This is a genomic window from Rhizobium rosettiformans, from assembly GCF_016806065.1.
Taxonomy (GTDB): domain Bacteria; phylum Pseudomonadota; class Alphaproteobacteria; order Rhizobiales; family Rhizobiaceae; genus Allorhizobium.
This window is the reverse complement of record NZ_CP032405.1, coordinates 1623533-1641126: the sequence shown is the minus strand read 5'-3', so window position 1 is coordinate 1641126 and position 17594 is coordinate 1623533. Positions and strand designations below refer to the sequence as shown.

Here is a 17594-nt window from a genome sequence, read left to right as displayed (position 1 = left end):
CGGTTCAGGCCAGATCGCGCTCAGTCAGCGATGGCGTTGATCTTGTCGAGAACACCTTCCGGCCAGGCCTTGGCGAAGTCGGAACCGACATACTGTGCCTGGACATGGGTGCGGAAGGCGTTGAGATCGGGCTCGTAGACCTCGAGACCCTGATCCTTGAGGAAGGCGACGAGTTCGTCTTCCTTCTTCAGCTGGCCTTCACGGCCGGCCTGGGCTGCATCTTCGGCCGCCTTCTGCACGGTCGACTGCTGTTCCGGCGTCAGCTTGTCCCATACGGCCTTGGAGAATGCGACGTAGTTCAGGTCGACGAGGTGGGCGGTGAGGCTCACCTGCTTGGTGACTTCGTAGAACTTCGCATCGACAACCGTCGGCAGCGGATTGTCCTGACCGTCCACCGAGCCTGTCTGCAGGCCGGTGTAGATTTCGGTGAAGGCGACCGGCGTCGGGTTTGCACCGAGCGCGCGGCCGAGGAACTGCCAGGCGTCGCTGCCGGGCATGCGCAGGTTGACGCCAGCTAGATCTGCCGGGGTCATGATGTTCTTTTCAGAGCGCGGGAAGCGCAGGTTCACGTGGCGCTTGCCGAGATACATGACGGCGAGGAGCTTCACGCCGAGTTCGCTCTCGACCTTCTCCTTGAACGGATCCATCAGCGGGTCGCTGAACACGTTGACCTGATGCTGGGCGCTGCGGTGAACATAACCAGTGGCGAAGATCGAGAATTCCGGCAGGAAGTTTGCGAGTTCCTGTGCGGAGGTGATCGACATTTCGAGGTCGCCGGATGCAATGGCCTCGAGTTCCGAGCCCTGCGGAACCAGAGAGGCGTTGTAGTGCGGCTGATAGGTGGCGAATTCGGCGATCGCGGGGCCGAAGACGGTTGCGAGCGCAACGGATCGCTGATCGGTTTCGGAGGCCGGTGTGGACATGCGGATCACTGGCTTGTCCTGTGCGATTGCGAGCGGACCGCTTGCTGCGAGTGCCGTGAAGGTGATGGCGGATGCCATCAGGAAGCGGCGGGTCAGTGTGAGTTTCATTGCGTAGTCTCCTCCCGTTTGACTATGGAACTTCTGGTTGTTTTTCCGCCCCAGCACGCTTCCGGTCCTCCAAACCTGTGAAAACGCGCTGCTGGCAGAGATCCTACCTTACTGATATCGAACTAACATGTTAGTGTGCTGTTATCAATCCCGAACAACGACAGTGTGACCCCATGAGAGACAAACCGAGCGCCCGGCAGGCAGTTATGTCGACGACAGGTGAAAGCTCCCTCAGGCAGCTCGCCTATAGTCGAATTGAAGAACTTCTGAATTGGGGCCGGCTGAAGCCGGGCCAGGTCATCTCCCAGCGCGCGCTGGTCGAGACGACGGGTCTGACGCTCAGCGCCATCCGCGAAGCCATCCCGCGGCTCGAGGCTGAAGGCCTTTTGCAGACGCTGCCGCAACGCGGGCTGATGGTGCCCAGCCTCGATGTGACCTTCGTGCGGGAAGCGTATCAGATGCGCCGCATCATCGAACTCAGCGCCATCCCGGACATGATCCAGCGCCTCGACCGTGCCGTGATCGCGAACTGGCTCGACTGGCACATCCAGGCGCGCGAGCGGCTCAGCGGCGACGACATCACCGATCTTCCGGCCTTCCTGCGCGACTTGCAGGTGTATGACTGGCAGATGCATGCCGACATGGTCGATGTCATGGAGAACAGCCTGATCTCCAATGTCTACCGTGTCACGGCGATCAAGATCCGGATGACCGCGCAAACCAGAGTGCGCGTGACCCGGGACAATGCCAAACGGGTTATCTCCGAGCATCTGGCCTTCCTCAACCCGCTGATGGAGGGGTCTGCCGAGCAGGCTGCCGCGGCTCTGTCGCGTCACATCGACCAGTCGCTGACGATCGCGCTCGGTGGCACGGTGGCGAACTGAACGGCCGCGGCCGGCCGAATGGTTGATCTGGGCGCTCATTTCGGCATTCCTTTCGGACGCAGATGGCGCTTGAGGGCGGCGATGCGGAAGATCGCGTTCGGCGCACCATAGCCCCGATAACCACGGCGCTCGACGAGCTCGAAGAAGAAGCCTTCGCCATAGGTCGGCGAGTAGAGCTGGAAATACTCCCCCGCCTCATCCTGATCATAGAGAATATTCGCCGATTTCATCCGCTCAACGAGATCGGGGTCGAGACCGAAGCGGGCTTCGATGTCGTCGTAATAATTTGGCGAAATCACGAGCGACCGGAAACCCTTGGCGGCAAGCGCCTCGGCGGTGGCGAAGATATCGTCGGTCTCGAAGGCGATATGCTGGATACCCGAGCCGAAGGTTTCGGCGATGAAGCGGCCGGCCAGCGTGTTGCGGTTTTCAGCGCCGTTCAGGGTGATTCGCAGGCGCCCGTCCGGGGTCTCGACCACCTGACTTCTGACGAGGCCCGCCGGATCGATGATGTCGACCATCGGCGTCTTCCGGGCATCAAGCTGCGATGTGTAGAAGAGGAGCCAGGTCAGCATTTCCTCGTAGCGCGTGGTCTGGGCGATGTGGTCCACCCGGGTCAGGCCGATGTCGACGATGCTCTCCGGCGTTTCATCGATAGGCGTGAACTCGACGTCGAATATCCGCGCGAGTTCACTCTTTTGGTCGAGGAAGTAGACGAGACCTCCGCCAACGCCGCGGATCGCCGGGACCTGCAGCTCACCTGGACCGACGGACTGGCGGAAATCCTCGGCACCGAGCTGAAGCGCGCGCCTGTGGGCCTCTGCCGCGTCATCGACCATGAGTCCGAAGGCATAGGCATTGGCGCCATGGACGAGATAGGAGGCGTTGGCGAAACCCTTCTCTTCCCTGTTGATGACGAGATTGATGTCACCCTGACGATAGAGCGTCACGGCCTTGGAGCGATGCCGGGCGGTGGGCACGAAGCCGAGGAGTGTAAAAAGGGCTTCGAGTTCGCGCTCTTCGTCCTCGCCGGCCGCGAATTCGATGAAGGCGACGTCGGATACCTTGGCCCGATCGGGCATGACCGGCACCGGTATATTGATCTGCGGTTCGGCTCGCGCCACCTGATCCATGAGGTTGACCAGGGAACGACGCCCGTCCCGCGAGATCGCGTCCGGTGAGCCGCCACGAAACTGGTCGTTGAAGATCTCGAGCGACAGGTAGCCGTTATACCCGGTGGCCGCGACGGCCTGCATGAAGGCGGTGACGGCCAAGTCACCCTCGCCCGGCATGTTGCGGAAGTGGCGCGACCAATAAAGGAGATCCATCTCGATCAGCGGCGCATCCGCGAGCTGGACGATGAAGATGCGATCTCCAGGAATAGAGCGGATCGAATTCAACTCGATCTTGCGCGACAATGTGTGGAAGCTGTCGAGGATCAGCCCGATGCTGGGATGATCGGCGCGGCGCACGATCTCCCAGGCGTCGCGATGGTCGTTGATATGCCGACCCCAGGCGAGCGCCTCATAGCCCACCCGCAAGCCGCGGCGGGCGGCACGCTCGCCGAGCGCATGGAAATCCTCGGCGGCGCGATCGATCCCGCCCAGCGCGACCGGTGAGGCGTTCGAGCAGATCAGCATCAGATCCGTGCCGAGCTCGGCCATCAGATCGAACTTACGCTCGGCGCGATCGAAATTGCGGGACCGGAACGGTTCGGGCATGCCTTCGAAGTCGCGAAACGGCTGGAAAAGCGACACGGCAAGCCCGTGATCACGAACCATCTGTCCGACCTCTGCCGGCGAACGGTCGAAGGCTAGAAAGTCGTTCTCGAAGATCTCGACGGCATCGAAGCCGGCGCGCGCGATGGCGGCGAGCTTTTCCTCGAACTCACCGCTGATGGAGACGGTCGCAATCGAGGTCTTCATGCGCGCCTCCTCTCACAGGCGGGAACAGCCAGCAGAGCGGATACTATGCAAGGAATTGGCGTACGGGAGAGCGACGCGTGACTAATAGCCTGGGAGTACAGGATGTCGATGATGCCGGACATGTCTTCCTCCTCCCTGCCCTTCCGGGCCACCAGTTTCAATCCAGCCAGGCTGTCAGCGCCTGACACCTACCATTCCAAATGTACTCTTCGCCTCAAGCCGTCTGAGGCTGGCGTGTGACGCCCGCTTCCGTCAGCGCTTCGAAATGGCGAAGCATGCGACCGACATCGGGCTCCAGGCCCGTAAACAACGAGAAAGCGCCGACGGCCTGGAAGACCGCCATGCCGCCTCCGTTCGCCACGCGACATCCGCGCTGACGGGCGGCCTGCAGCAGCGCCGTCTCCAAGGGGAAATAAACCACCTCGGCAACCCAGAGGCCCGGGTGCAACAGTTCTGCAGAAAGTGGCATTCCCGGGTGCTTGTCCATTCCGATCGGCGTGGCATGGACGAGCCCGGTGGCGTGGCCGATGAAGGCCTGCAGATCTGAGGCCACGCTGACCGATGCTTCCGGGAAATGCATGCCCATGAGGGACGCCAGTTCCGATGCCTTGTCCGGATCGATGTCGAAGATCGCGAGTGACCGCGCGCCCATTTCGAGCACGGCATAGGCCGTCGCCGCGCCGGCACCGCCAGCACCGATCTGAATCACAGACGACAAGTCCGCGTCAGGCAGTTGGCGGGAAAGCCCTTGCGCGAATCCCCACCAGTCGGTGTTGTGGCCGATGCGCTTTCCGTCGCGCAAGATCACCGTGTTGACGGCGCCGAGCTTGCGCGCGTCCTCGGAGATGTCGGTCAGCAAGGGCAGGATTCTCTGCTTGCAGGGATAGGTGATGTTGAGGCCGCAGAAGCCCTGCTCTTCGGCCTCGACGACAAGGGTCTCGAGGTCATCTGGCCCGAGCTTGCGCTCGTTGAGGTCGATAAGTTCATAGCGGTAGTCGACGCCCTGGGCCTCGCCTTCGCGCATGTGCATGGCAGGGGTCAGCGAGCGCTGAATGCCGAACCCGATCAGTCCGGCGCGCAAGATATCGCGCTTTTGCTTCATAACCGCCTCCCAATGTCGAAGCCCGGACCTCGTCCACGCTTCCGGCCTCCCAACCTGACAACGACGATAATGTACTAACTAGTTAGTGTCAACGTTGGCTGGCTTGAAGCGTGGTCCCGAGACCACTATGAACTGAAGGCGCGCTGCGTCGGCAATGGCCGCAATCGCGATCGGGGATGGAGACTATGGCGAAAACGGCGAGGGAAACGCGCAGGAACGACCCTGAGCGGACACGTGAAGACATCCTGGATGTCGCAACGGAAGAGTTCGCCGAGTTCGGGCTGTCGGGCGCACGGGTGGATCAGATTGCCGAGAAGACGCGCACGTCCAAGCGGATGATCTATTACTACTACGGCAGCAAGGAGGGGCTGTATCTGGCGGTGCTGGAAAAGGCCTATCGCAAGATCCGATCGCTCGAAGCGGACCTGCAGCTGTCGGAACTGGCGCCAGACGAAGCTCTGCGCCGGCTGATCAGCACGACCTTCGACCACGACGAGCACAATCCCGACTTCGTGCGGCTCGTCAGCATCGAGAATATCCATCATGCTATGCATATGAAGCGATCGAGTGAAATCGCCGATCTGAACATCTCCGTCATTCGCACGCTGCAGGACATCATCGACCGCGGCCTGAAGAGCGGCCTGTTCCGGCGTCCAGTCGACGCGATCGATCTGCACATGCTGATCAGCGCCTTCTGCTTCTTTCGCGTCTCAAACCGTTACACCTTCGGCACGATCTTCAAGCGCGACCTCTCCGAACCGGACCTCTACGACCGTCACAAGTCGATGATCGCTGACGCCGTGCTTGGATATCTGCGTAGCACCGATCTTTGAGCGCGTGGAAAATCGAGGAACTCTCCGAGGCCGGGCGAAACGCTCCGGCAACGAATGCTGGCCGCTATTGATGTGTGTCAACCGCCAGTCGGCGCTTTGCCGATAGCCTTCCCCTTGGGTTCGCTTGAAGCAACCCGTCCCTGGAGGAGGTAGGCATGCATCATGTAACAACTCATGTCGTCTGGTTTGATGACCTCAAACGCTCGGATGTCGCCAAGGTCGGCGGTAAGAATTCCTCGCTCGGAGAAATGATCCAGGAGCTCAGCCTCCAGGGCGTCGATGTTCCGCCGGGTTTTGCGACCACCTCCGATGCCTACTGGCATTTCATCGACGAAAACCAGATCCGTGAATCGATCGGCAAATCGATCGCCGACTGGACTGCCGGCAAGGCAAGCCTTTCCGAGACGGGGGCAGCCATCCGCCAGCTGTTCCTCAGGGCAGACTGGCCGGCTGCCACGGCCGCTGCCATCGTCGAGGCCTATCGCGGCTTGGCAGACAGAGCCGGTCAACCTGACGTCAGTGTCGCCGTCCGCTCCAGCGCAACGGCCGAAGACCTTCCGGATGCGAGCTTTGCCGGACAGCAGGAGACATTTCTCAACATCGTCGGGCAGACGGAACTCTTGCAGGCCTGCAAGCGCTGCTTTGCCTCGCTGTTTACCGACCGGGCGATCTCCTATCGTCAGACGAAAGGCTTCGACCATATGAAGGTCGCGCTGTCTGTCGGGATCCAGCAAATGGTGCGTTCCGACATTGGCGGGTCCGGCGTCATGTTCTCAATCGACACGGAAACGGGTTTCGACAAGGTCGTCCTGATCGATGCCGCCTGGGGGCTCGGCGAAAATGTCGTTCAGGGCGCCGTCGACCCTGACGAATATCAGGTCTTCAAGCCGCTCCTGGACGATCCGGCGCTCAGCCCGATCATTTCAAAGAAGTGCGGCGGCAAGACCATCAAGATGGTCTATGGCTCTGCCGAGCAGCCGACGCGCAACGTGCCGACGTCGAAAGCGGAGCGCGCCGCCTATGTGCTATCAGACGCCGAGATCCTGACACTGGCACGCTGGGCGACGACCATCGAACGCCATTACGGCTGCGCGATGGATATGGAATGGGCCCGGGACGGGCATACCGGGCGCCTCTATATCGTCCAGGCACGGCCGGAAACGGTCCAGTCGAACCGCGAAACCGCAGTGTTCAGCTCGTATCAGATCAAGAGCAAGGGCAAGACACTGCTCACGGGCCTGTCGATCGGCGACGCCGTCGTCTCCGGCCAGGTCTGCCTGATCGAGAATGCCCGCGACATCGGGCAATTCGTCGACGGATCGATCCTGGTCACGTCCACGACCGACCCCGACTGGGTTCCGATCATGAAGCGGGCAGCTGCCATCGTGACCGACCATGGCGGCCGCACCTCGCATGCCGCCATTGTCAGCCGGGAACTGGGGCTACCGGCAATTGTCGGGACGGGGACAGCCACCCAGATCCTCCATTCCGGCCAGGAGATCACCGTGTCCTGTGCCGAGGGCGACGAGGCGTCGATCTATGAGGGCCGCGCCGAATACGAGGTCCAGACACTCGACATGGAGGATATTCCGGCGACAAAGACCAAGGTGATGCTGAACCTCGCCAATCCGGGTGCCGCATTCCGCTGGTGGCGACTGCCGGCGGACGGCGTTGGCCTGGCGCGCATGGAATTCGTCATCAGCAATGCCATTCGTATCCATCCCATGGCGCTGGTGAATTTCGACAGCCTGACCGATCAAAGCGCCAAGGCCGAAATCGCCGAGCTGACGGCGACCTATGCCGACAAGTCCGCCTATTTCGTCGACAAACTCGCCGAAGGGCTGGCGAGGATCGCAGCAGCCTTCTACCCGCAACCGGTCATCGTCCGGATGAGCGATTTCAAGACCAATGAATATGCAGGGCTTCTGGGCGGCGCGGCGTTCGAGCCGACCGAGGAAAACCCGATGATCGGCTTTCGCGGCGCCTCGCGCTATTATTCGCCGCGATACCGGGACGGATTTGCCCTGGAATGCAGAGCCATTCGAAAGCTGCGCAACGAACTTGGCTTCAAGAATGTCGTGGTGATGATCCCCTTCTGCCGGTCCGTTGCGGAGGCCGAAAAGGTACTTGGCGTGATGGCCGAAAACGGACTGAGGCGCGGGGAAAGCGACCTGCAGGTCTTCGTCATGTGCGAGATCCCCTCGAACGTCATTCTTGCCAAGCAGTTCGCCCAGCATTTCGATGGGTTCTCCATCGGATCGAACGACCTGACCCAGCTGACACTCGGGGTCGACCGCGATTCCGGCGAACTGGCCGATCTGTTCGACGAGCAGGACGAAGCGGTCAAATGGATGATCCGCAGCGTGATCGGCGAAGCCAAGGCTGCCGGGGCCAAGATCGGCCTTTGCGGCCAGGCACCGAGCGACCATCCGGAATTTGCGAAGTTCCTCGTCGAGTGCGGCATCGACAGCATCTCGGTCACGCCAGACAGCTTCATCGCGGTCAAGCAGAATGTTTCGGAAGCCGAGAATGCAAAGGGAGTTGCCGGCGGTGCGGAGTCATAGGGTTGAATGACGTCAAATCCTCATCAGAAGCAGCGAAACCGCGCGGTTTTGTCGTTCGGGTCATGACATCGGGTAGCGAGGCTGTTCTCGCTTGAACACCTCGGTCGGCAGAGTGCAGGTGTTCGCATTCGCGTCAGCGCAACTGATGATGTTTCTGCGAGCAGTCCTTGCCGCTCGATCAGTCGTTGACCTTGGCGCCCCTTCCTCAGCATCTCCGATGAAGGCAAACATCGTCGTATTTTGCAATTTGTCCGCCTTCGCATAACAGCGAGGGTTGACGAAAAAGGCGGAAGTTCCATGTCGCATCATGACCAAATCCGTTTGAAAGCGACACATGATCACTCTTCGCCACCTCGTCAGCCTTCTGGCGCTCCTAGCGCTATTCGCCCTGCCGCCAGCTGCCGAGGCGCAGGAGAACGATCAATCGACGCCGCAGACCGTGACGGGCGTCGACGAGCTTATCCGTATCCTGGAAAGTGAAGAGGCCCGAACAGCACTTCTGACCAGGCTGAAGACCGAGGCGGCAACACAGGCGTCCACGGATCAACCGAGCGGCGAAGCCACCATTGCGCGGCAAGTCGCAGAACAAACACGAGCGGCAGCCGAGCAGATCGTGGCCGGTGGGAGCACGGTTTGGACCGGGTTGGTGGCGCTCGCCGCGATGATCACGGATCCCGACCCGGGCGACTACACAGCGCTCCGTTCTATCATCCTGAACGTAGTGCTGGTGGCCGCCGGGCTATTCGCCTCGTTCCTTGTCTTGCGGATACTTGTCCATCCTCTTCAGCGCAGCTTCGACAATCGCGCCGCCGGTCGTCACTGGTTCGTCAAAGCGATATATGTACTGGTCGCTACCGTCTCGGATGTCGTCACCGTCGCTCTGGCCTGGGGCGTGGGCTATTTCCTCGCTCTGCAAGTGGTCGGTGGCGTAACCGGCCAGATGGATATCAATCAGACTCTCCTCCTGAATGCCTTCCTCCTGGTTGAGATGATCAAGGTGACGATGCGCCTACTGTTGCATGCGCGGTTTCCAAACCTCAGACCCATACCGGTCTCGGACACGTCGGCAGCCTATTGGTATTTCTGGCTCGCGCGCATCGTTTCGCTCATCGGTTATGCCTTCATGTTTGTCGCACCGATCATGGCAACCAATGTTTCGGAGTCCGCGGCCCAGGCCGTTCGCGTTTTGGTCATGTTTACCGCCCTGGTGATCGGTGTCGTCATCATCTTGCAAAACCAAGACCGTGTGCGCCACACCCTGTCGTCGCGCGCTGCTCAGGGGCGAAGCGATTTCATCAGTCGCAGCAGCGCTTTGCTCGCCGGGATATGGCATCTGTTGGCTATCGCCTATCTCTTCGCGATTGTACTGGTCTGGTTGGTCAATCCTTCCGGTGCCCTTCCGTACATGATGGCAGCCACCTTGAAATCCATCGTCGCAATTGTTGTGGGGGGGCTTGTGACTGTCTTTATCGGACGCTTCGCCAATGCCGGTCTCAGGCTTCCGGATGACCTTCGTGCCCGGCTTCCGGCACTGGAGGCACGACTGAAGGCCTTCGTGCCACGTGTGATGCAGATCATCCGGGTCATCGTAACCTTCGGCGTGATGATCGCCATCGCCCAAGCCTGGGGACTGATCGATTTTCTCGGCTGGCTCGCGTCCGACAGTGGCCAGCGCGTTAGCGGCTCCACCCTGGCGGCGCTCATCATCCTGTTGTTCGGCTTCGTTGCCTATCTGGCCGTGTCTTCCTGGGTCGAGTATAGGCTCAACCCCCAATTCGGGACAATTCCGACCAGCCGTGAAAAAACCCTTCTGTCACTCTTTCAGAACGCCTTCACGATTGCTCTGGTCGTTCTCGTGACCATGCTGGCGCTCGCGCAGATCGGCGTCAATATCGCTCCGTTGCTGGCCGGCGCCGGTGTCCTTGGTCTGGCGATCGGCTTCGGCGCCCAGAAGCTGGTCCAGGACATCATTACGGGTGTCTTTATCCAGCTGGAGAATGTCATGAACGAAGGCGATGTCGTCAGCCTCGGCAATGTCAGCGGGGTCGTGGAGCGGCTGACGATCCGCTCGGTGTCGATCCGTTCGCTCGACGGGACTTTGCATCTGATCCCCTTCTCCTCCGTCGACACCGTTTCCAACATGATGAAGGGTTTCAGCTACCACGTCGCCGAGATCGGGGTCGCCTACAGAGAGGACATCGCCGAGGTGAAGGAGGCGATGCACGAGGCCTTCGACCTTCTGATGCAAAGCGAATGGCGGGAAATGATCGTCGACAAGCTCGACATGCATGGTGTAACCGCTTTCGGCGACAGCGCCGTGATGGTGCGCGCACGCATCAAGACCGTTCCAGGGGGGCACTGGGCAACCGGTCGCGCGTATAACGAGCTGATCAAGCAGGTCTTCGACCGCCGAGGCATAGAAATCCCGTTCCCGCACGTCACGCTCTACATGGGTGAGGACAAGGCAGGTATGTCGCCACCATTGAGGGTAAAGAACGAGGTTCAATCAGAGTCCAGATCGGCCGACCGGCCCGTCTTGATCACGGACGCGGAGTGATCGAGCAGGGGCTTGCCAGCGTCCTTGATCCAGTTGAACTTTCCTACGAGGTGAGCATCGATCCCTGCCGATCGCGCATGCGGCGCGAAGCCTCGCGACCGAGGCCGGCAGCATGGTACGTGACGATGACAGCTCGTTGGCACGCAGTCCGGAACGTTTGTAGGCCTCAAACGGCCGGGTATGGAGGAAGAGGACTGACATGCCGAAATTTGCCGCCAATCTAACGATGATGTTCAACGAGGTCCCCTTTCTCGACCGCTTCGCGGCGGCGGCAGAATGCGGCTTCAGGGCGGTCGAATACCTCTTTCCCTACGACCAGCCGGCAGAGGTCGTCGCCGAAAGGCTGCAAAGGGCCGGTCTCGCCCAGGCGCTCTTCAACATGCCACCCGGCGACTGGACGGCCGGCGAGCGCGGCATGGCGGCGCTTCCCGGACGGGAGGCGGATTTTGCACAAGCTCTCGACATGGCGATCGACTATGCGAAGGTCATCGGCACGCCGCTGTTGCATATGATGGCGGGTGTTGCACCAGCCGCCGATCAGACCGCGATCAAGACCTATCGCGACAACCTGAAGCGCGCCGTCGACCGCACGGGAGAGGCCGGCATCGGCCTTGTCATCGAGCCGATCAACGGCCGTGACATGCCGGGCTATTTCCTCAACGACTTCGAGCGTGCCATCGACTTCATCAGCGATATGGATGCAAGTCATCTCAAACTGCAATTCGACGTCTATCACCGGCAGATTTTGCATGGCGACGTGATCATGGCACTCCGGCAGATGGCACCTCTGATCGGCCACATCCAGATTGCCTCGGTGCCCGACCGCCATGAACCGACAACCGGTGAACTCGACGACCGCAGGATCTTCGCCGCAATCGACGCCATCGGCTATCAGGGTTACGTCGGCTGTGAATACCGGCCGGCCGACGGCACCCTCGAAGGACTAGGCTGGATGGCCAGACTTTGATTGAATCTGAGGGGGATGGGCCATAGGCGCTGGATTGGATCAACGGTTCCCGCTAAGAACGTCCGATCCAAATCGCGTCGCACGCTGATCAACGGACAAGACTGCAGCCCAAGATTCTACAATGAAATTGGATTGGTATCTTAGAATATGGCGGACAGGGTGGTCATCTGCCGCGCCCGATTTTCCAACGGGTTAGCCCTCCCAACCACACTTTTCCATTCATTGAAATCATTGATAAAAATGGTGCGATTCCCAACCGGGTCGAGGTGCTGCCATGAGCATCCAGATCATGAGCCAAGTATGGCAGAACGGACCTCGTGAGCCTCAAAACCTTCTCGTGCTGCTAGCGCTTGCGGACATGGCGGACGATCATGGTTTCTGCACCCCTAGCCTACATCTCATCGCCGCCAAGAGCCGCTGCAATGTTAAGACATTGCGCCATGTGCTGGGCCTTCTGAGGTCGGCGGGTTTCGTCGAGATTGGCACCCGCGAAGGTGATCTAGAGGTCAACAAGTATCGGGTGCGTATCAAAGCGCTGAACTCGGCAAAAGGTCTGGAGGTGCAGTCATGAGCATCCGGATCATGTCGATGGTATGGAGCAAGGCACCCGTTCAGGGGGGCGAACTTCTTCTTTTGCAGGCCCTCGCCGACAACGCGGACGATCGCGGTACGGCCTATCCCGGCATTCCCTATCTGGCCACCAAGGCGCGGATGAGCCAGCGCAACACCCAGCGATGCCTTCGCGGACTGGAGCGCTCTGGGCTGATCAAGATCATACCGAACGCGGGACCGAGCGGAACGAACAAGTACAAGATCGACGTCGAGAAGCTGGACGCCTTTCCGGATCTGTTCGCGCAGTGCGACGCGCTCAAAAGGGGTGACAAATTGGCACCCCCGACATCTTGTCACCCGGTGACAAATCAAGCGGAAGGGGTGACAAACCCGACACCAGGGGGTGACGTGGGCGTCACCCTAACCGTCATAGAACCATCAAAGGAACCTCTCTGTGCGCATGCGCGCCCACGAGAGAGTGATCTCGCAAATATCCCCGAAGAGAATAGTTCCGGAGAAAGCGCTTTCAATGGAAACGCTTTTGCAAATAGGTCCACGGCTCGGACCATTTCTGAAACCGTCGACGGTGACGACAATTCTCGTGAGGCGAACAAGTCTGACCACAGAGCCTTTCGATTTCTGGTCAAGAACTGGCCCGGCTTCGAGGGGCTGTCACTCGCCAAGGCCGAGCGAGAATGGTTCGCTCTGAGCGACGAGGATCAAGCGGCGGCAGCGGCCAAGCGCGACGCCTGGATCTCGATTCTGCGGAAGAACGGCAAGGATCACACACCAGCGCCCTCGACCTATCTCCACGAAAGGCTCTGGGAAGGCGTGTCAGACGAGGTCGAGGCATCGCCGTTGAAGATGGCGGCACCCTTTGGTAAGGCTTGGATGGTCGGCGTTCTGGTCGAACTGAGCAAGCCTCATGCACCCCTGCCTCATGCTCCTGCCTATCTGGCCAAGCAGATCGAGCAGGGAACGGCTATCGGGCTTAGCGAGCGGCGTAACCGCCTCGCGTTATTCGGATGGCCAAAGGTAAACTTCATGTTCCAACAGGCTTTGGAGGGGAAGGGCTGCACGGTTGCTGCCGAGCTGTCGGCAGCGCTTCCGGAGATGGAAGCGCTGACCGTCGACTCCGTCACCTTCCACGATTGGCAGGTGCACTTCGCGGACAAAGGCTGGCCATGGCTGAAGGTGCCGAGCGCAGTGAAGTACGTCTGGTTTCCGAAAGGCGGGCCGAGCGAGGCTGCAGCAATCATCAGCCCCCGCCCCAAGCGGGTCGGGGCGACCTCGCGATTTGACTAGTGACGAGGTCAAGAAAGCTGACCTTAAAGTCTGACGGAACCCTGACAGACCGACACAGACCTGACGAACCTGCTTTTTGAGAAAAGGAACTGGCATGCTATCGGCTGGAGCGCAGCGGCCATCTGTCGACCAGGCGCCAAGGTCGTTTCCGGCGCGTCGCCGGCCGCTGCGGCACTCCAGGACGCTCAGACAGATCGCGTCCAGTACGAAGCAAAGCTCGAGGCGCTCGGAAGTTCATCCCCTTCAAGGGAGTGCACGGCCTGAAGACCGCGCTGGTTAAGGTCAGCGAGCCATGAAGCGTGTGCAGATTGTTGGCATTAGAATCGCATGCTTCATGCGTCGAGATGTCAAGCGCTAGGGACGCTAAATTTATCTTGAAAAAACAAAGAGAAAGAAAAGCTCCCAACATTTCTTCACCATTTGACGCTCTTGTCAATTGACGATTAACGCCTATGTAAGTATCACCATGATACCAGAAGTAGGGTGCGTTAAGGGAATGAAGGGTAGCGTGATAGGAATTCAGCCTTGGGAGCCGGCGGTGGCTACCGACAAAATCAGACTGATTTCTCGAAACCCGGCATTGACCCTAACGTATAAGCTACACGCCAGGGATCGCCTCTCCGAGCGTGGGCTTATCATATCCGACGTCCTGTACGCGCTGAAAAACGGGTTTGTCTATGAAAAGGCAATTCCTGCAACTCGCGCTGGGTATTTTCGATATCGGGTTGAGTGTCGGACACCAAACAGCGGAAGCCGTTCTATTGGTGTCGTCGTGATTCCAGAGAACCAAGGGTACTTTCTAAAAGTTATCACGGTCATGTGGATCGACGAGTTCGAGCGTGTAGCAGGCTCGATAATTGGAGAAGAAGAATGAGTAAGGTTGATCATCACTACACAGAATGCGGGTTGATGAATGTGTTCATCAGCGGAATCGACGTATGCGTGGATGATGATGGCGATGAGGTCGTCAGCATCCCTGCTGTCAACGAATTGCATCGCGTGATTGCTCACGGAATCGTTAGCCATTCCAAGGGAATGAGCGGTGAGGAGCTGCGTTTCCTGCGAACGGAAATGGGGCTGACACAGACCGAATTGGCGAACCACGTGCATCGCGATAAGCAGTCGCTCGGTCGGTGGGAGCGTGGTGAAATAGAACTTGACGGCTCGGCCGAAGCACTGATCAGGAGGCTTGCGATCGAGAAGCTCCAGCTTCCTGATGCTGGGATCGATGAGCTCTCTCGCCGAAGCGTTCCTTCGGCGGTACCGCAGCCTATCCAAATCAGCAAAGTCGATAATGGCGGACATGCTTACGAGCTGGTTGCTGCCTAGGACCGTAAACATACGGGTGATGGGGCGAGGTATTTCCTCGCCCTTTTTGTTTGAGCCTGTGACCTGATCCCAAATGTCCGGGAGGAGGTCAATTTGGCCACCTACTATCAAAATGTACCTCTGCCTCCCTAATGACGGTATATCAAGCCGCTTCTAAAGTAATAAATTGTCCTCTAGAGTGCTCGCGAGCTCGACTTGGGCAAGGAGCGTGTCTTGTACCGACCAATTCTCCAAATTATGATCGCTGGATGCTTACTAGCGCCTTGGCGCCTTGCCCATTCGGCGGAGGCATCGTTCTCAACATCGGACTACGGTAACGGCGTCTTCGTACACGTAGAGTTCGCCCAAATTGGCGACTATTATTCAGTTGAGAACGGAAGAGCAGAATTCTTGAAAGATGCGGGCACTGCCCAAGTTTACCGATATATCCTTTACATAGATCGATCTGGAAAAGTGTTCTACTTCGTTCACGGGTGCAATAGCGGTACACGACTAATAGATATTGTTCAGAATAAACAAGGGGTCGCAGCATCTTTTGATGGAGCCTCCTCTCACTTTTCACTTAGTTGCGACAGTAAAAATAAATCACATCCACAAAGTGTTTTACAGATATCATTTTCCTTTAAACTAAACTATGGAGCCGCATCGATTTCTTTATTGACCAACTCTGTTTTGGACATGCAATTTACGGGAATAGATGGACATTTAGAAAACGCCGCGAGGGAATTGTCTTTTAATGTGTTCGACATCAAATTGAATTTTGATGATGATTTTATTGAGAAGCCATTTGGATATTGCACCGTAACATCGGTAAATTCGATCTCTATGTCACTGAATGAGAACGAATACTTCAAATCTGGCACGAAAACGCATGTGCGAAACGGATCAACAACCTCAGTAAAGCGCCTCTATAATCAAATACAGTGCAAGTATGCGAGACGCTTTTACGATCTTTAGGGAGGGAAATTCATTGCCATCGCTTTCTTGGTGCCGGTATTTTATTCTTGCCTCGTCATTTGGAGCCCTACTGATCTGTATGGTGTTCTTTGCACTTGCACCGGTATACGGAGCTCCTTTGAGCTACGATCAATCATATATTGCAATTAAACAGATAGCACCAATATTTATTGGATACGTTGGGCAAGCTGCGTACTACGTCACGAGGCAAAACGGCACAACCGGCAAAGACAAACTAAAAGAAGGCGGGTTTATATACATATTAAGTGTCGGGCCATTTTTAGTTTTTACAGTCATCATGGTCGCCATCATATTTGCATTCACCGTATCCAACAACATTGATAGTCCACCGGATACAGGCATGTCATTTGCACGCTTAACAGACTGGATATCGATCCTACTTGGGCTATTTTCAGCATCGGTCTCTGTAATTACAGCATGGTTATTCGGTAATGGTGAATCAAAATGAGGATACTTTTGTTCCTAGTGTTCTTAATATTTTCTACTGACGCGTCCCATGCGCTCGTTTTCTTGGATTCTACGCCTCAGAATAAGGGAATTACCTCTCAAGAAGAATCTTCCATTTGGGCTAAAAACGAAAATTTTGATCCCGATCTAGCCTCGGTTTGCAATATTCATGGATTGCATGTTGACTGCGTCAATATCCAAGGCGACCGAATAACAGAGTATCCAATCCCTGTGATGCCCTTAGATCTTCTAGAGTACATTCAGGATGGAAAGGTAAAAGATCGGAGCTGGTTTCCCGAACCGTACCAACTAGATTTTGCTGAGTTCTCGCGCAACTTAACGAACTTCAATTTTGATAATGAATTTGAATTCCTCACTCCGCTGAGGACTGACTGGGCTGCTGAAAACACATTCGTATGGATCGACGAAGAGAGTGACAAGACAGCTAAGAAAGTTGGCGAGATATGGCGCGAGATTGTCGAGGCCATTGCCGATCAACCGCTTTTACAGGATGGTTTTTTCATAACCAAAAACGAGCAGGGAGCTACAAAAGTTTATAGTGCTTGCTGGTGGTTTTTTCGCCCCGAAGACCCATTCGCCGAACCGTGCCACCCTGTGCTGCTTGAGCGGGACGGCAGGCAGTTCGCAAGGTTTGTCGTCAAAAGTTTCGAAGGCGGTTACCTTTTTGAACCAGAGTATGAATTTGTTTGCCGATGGCCATCTGACTCAAAGAACCCATCTCACGTGGTTTACGAGACTGTAAGGAACGCTTTTGCGAACAGGCTGGAGCTAACATCAGACGAAAGAAACTTGGACAGGACACAAGATGATAGCTTCAGGATAGTACTCAAAAAGGTTGCAGGGGCGTCCAAGCTGTTCGTTGGGTATAGAGAACTGCTGGACCTTCGTCTCTCGGGCATAAAAAGCGTTAGCGAGGAATCTGGATCAGGACAATTTTCCGTAACTATGACATTTTCCTTTGCAATCACGAAGCAAAACTCAGCTAACCTAAGCGAAATTACTATGCCGACCGAGGAGCAGAACAAATATTACGGGAGTCACTTGATGGAGATAGCCAAAAAGATCAATGGCTGCGCTTAATCATCATTATGATTAGATT

Annotated in this window: 14 protein-coding genes; 11 read left to right on the top strand and 3 right to left on the bottom strand. The window is 57.4% G+C overall.

The window, feature by feature from the left end; all coding sequences use genetic code 11:
- Window positions 1-20: 20 nt before the first annotated feature.
- A complete protein-coding gene (gene dctP, locus D4A92_RS07750) occupies window positions 21-1031 on the bottom strand; it encodes a TRAP transporter substrate-binding protein DctP (protein ID WP_203019111.1) in 1011 nt (336 codons plus the stop codon).
- 206 nt (window positions 1032-1237) lie between these two features.
- On the opposite strand from dctP, the gene D4A92_RS07745 reads away from it, so the two are divergent.
- A complete protein-coding gene (locus tag D4A92_RS07745) occupies window positions 1238-1915 on the top strand; it encodes a GntR family transcriptional regulator (RefSeq protein ID WP_203019110.1) in 678 nt (225 codons plus the stop codon).
- Between the two features lie 35 nt (window positions 1916-1950).
- Here D4A92_RS07745 and D4A92_RS07740 read toward each other — a convergent pair whose 3' ends face one another.
- Both D4A92_RS07740 and D4A92_RS07735 read right to left on the bottom strand, forming a co-directional pair.
- Window positions 1951-3840, bottom strand: coding sequence for a bifunctional sugar phosphate isomerase/epimerase/4-hydroxyphenylpyruvate dioxygenase family protein (locus tag D4A92_RS07740; RefSeq protein ID WP_203019109.1), 1890 nt, complete (start codon window positions 3838-3840; stop codon window positions 1951-1953).
- A gap of 214 nt (window positions 3841-4054) precedes the next feature.
- A complete protein-coding gene (locus D4A92_RS07735; protein ID WP_203019107.1) occupies window positions 4055-4942 on the bottom strand; it encodes a shikimate dehydrogenase in 888 nt (295 codons plus the stop codon).
- Window positions 4943-5127: 185 nt separating this feature from the next.
- Between D4A92_RS07735 and D4A92_RS07730 the strand changes: the two genes are divergently transcribed.
- From D4A92_RS07730 to D4A92_RS07685, 10 genes are all read left to right on the top strand, one after another.
- On the top strand, window positions 5128-5775 hold the full coding sequence (locus D4A92_RS07730; RefSeq protein WP_203019105.1) for a TetR family transcriptional regulator: 648 nt from the start codon (window positions 5128-5130) through the stop codon (window positions 5773-5775).
- A 155-nt stretch (window positions 5776-5930) separates the two neighbouring features.
- Window positions 5931-8339, top strand: coding sequence for a phosphoenolpyruvate synthase (ppsA, locus tag D4A92_RS07725; RefSeq protein WP_203019104.1), 2409 nt, complete (start codon window positions 5931-5933; stop codon window positions 8337-8339).
- A gap of 334 nt (window positions 8340-8673) precedes the next feature.
- Window positions 8674-10896 carry a mechanosensitive ion channel domain-containing protein gene (locus D4A92_RS07720; protein WP_203019103.1) on the top strand — a complete coding sequence of 741 codons (2223 nt, stop codon included), beginning with the start codon at window positions 8674-8676 and terminating at the stop codon, window positions 10894-10896.
- A gap of 199 nt (window positions 10897-11095) precedes the next feature.
- Window positions 11096-11863, top strand: coding sequence for a 2-oxo-tetronate isomerase (otnI, locus tag D4A92_RS07715; RefSeq protein WP_203019102.1), 768 nt, complete (start codon window positions 11096-11098; stop codon window positions 11861-11863).
- Window positions 11864-12137: 274 nt separating this feature from the next.
- Window positions 12138-12434, top strand: a complete 297-nt coding sequence (locus D4A92_RS07710; protein WP_203019101.1) for a helix-turn-helix domain-containing protein — start codon at window positions 12138-12140, stop codon at window positions 12432-12434.
- Entirely contained in the window at window positions 12431-13720 is a 1290-nt protein-coding gene (locus D4A92_RS07705; protein WP_203019100.1) for a hypothetical protein, read from the top strand. Before D4A92_RS07710 ends, D4A92_RS07705 begins: the two co-directional genes overlap by 4 nt.
- Before the next feature lie 538 nt (window positions 13721-14258).
- Window positions 14259-14594: a DUF4258 domain-containing protein gene (locus D4A92_RS07700; protein WP_203019099.1), complete on the top strand. Its 336-nt coding sequence runs from the start codon at window positions 14259-14261 to the stop codon at window positions 14592-14594.
- Window positions 14591-15049 carry a helix-turn-helix domain-containing protein gene (locus tag D4A92_RS07695; protein ID WP_203019098.1) on the top strand — a complete coding sequence of 153 codons (459 nt, stop codon included), beginning with the start codon at window positions 14591-14593 and terminating at the stop codon, window positions 15047-15049. Before D4A92_RS07700 ends, D4A92_RS07695 begins: the two co-directional genes overlap by 4 nt.
- A 1036-nt stretch (window positions 15050-16085) precedes the next feature.
- Window positions 16086-16475 (top strand): hypothetical protein, encoded by a 390-nt coding sequence (locus D4A92_RS07690; RefSeq protein ID WP_203019097.1) that lies wholly within the window; start codon window positions 16086-16088, stop codon window positions 16473-16475.
- Window positions 16472-17575, top strand: coding sequence for a hypothetical protein (locus D4A92_RS07685; RefSeq protein WP_203019095.1), 1104 nt, complete (start codon window positions 16472-16474; stop codon window positions 17573-17575). The genes D4A92_RS07690 and D4A92_RS07685 overlap by 4 nt, the downstream gene beginning before the upstream one ends.
- Window positions 17576-17594: the final 19 nt, after the last annotated feature.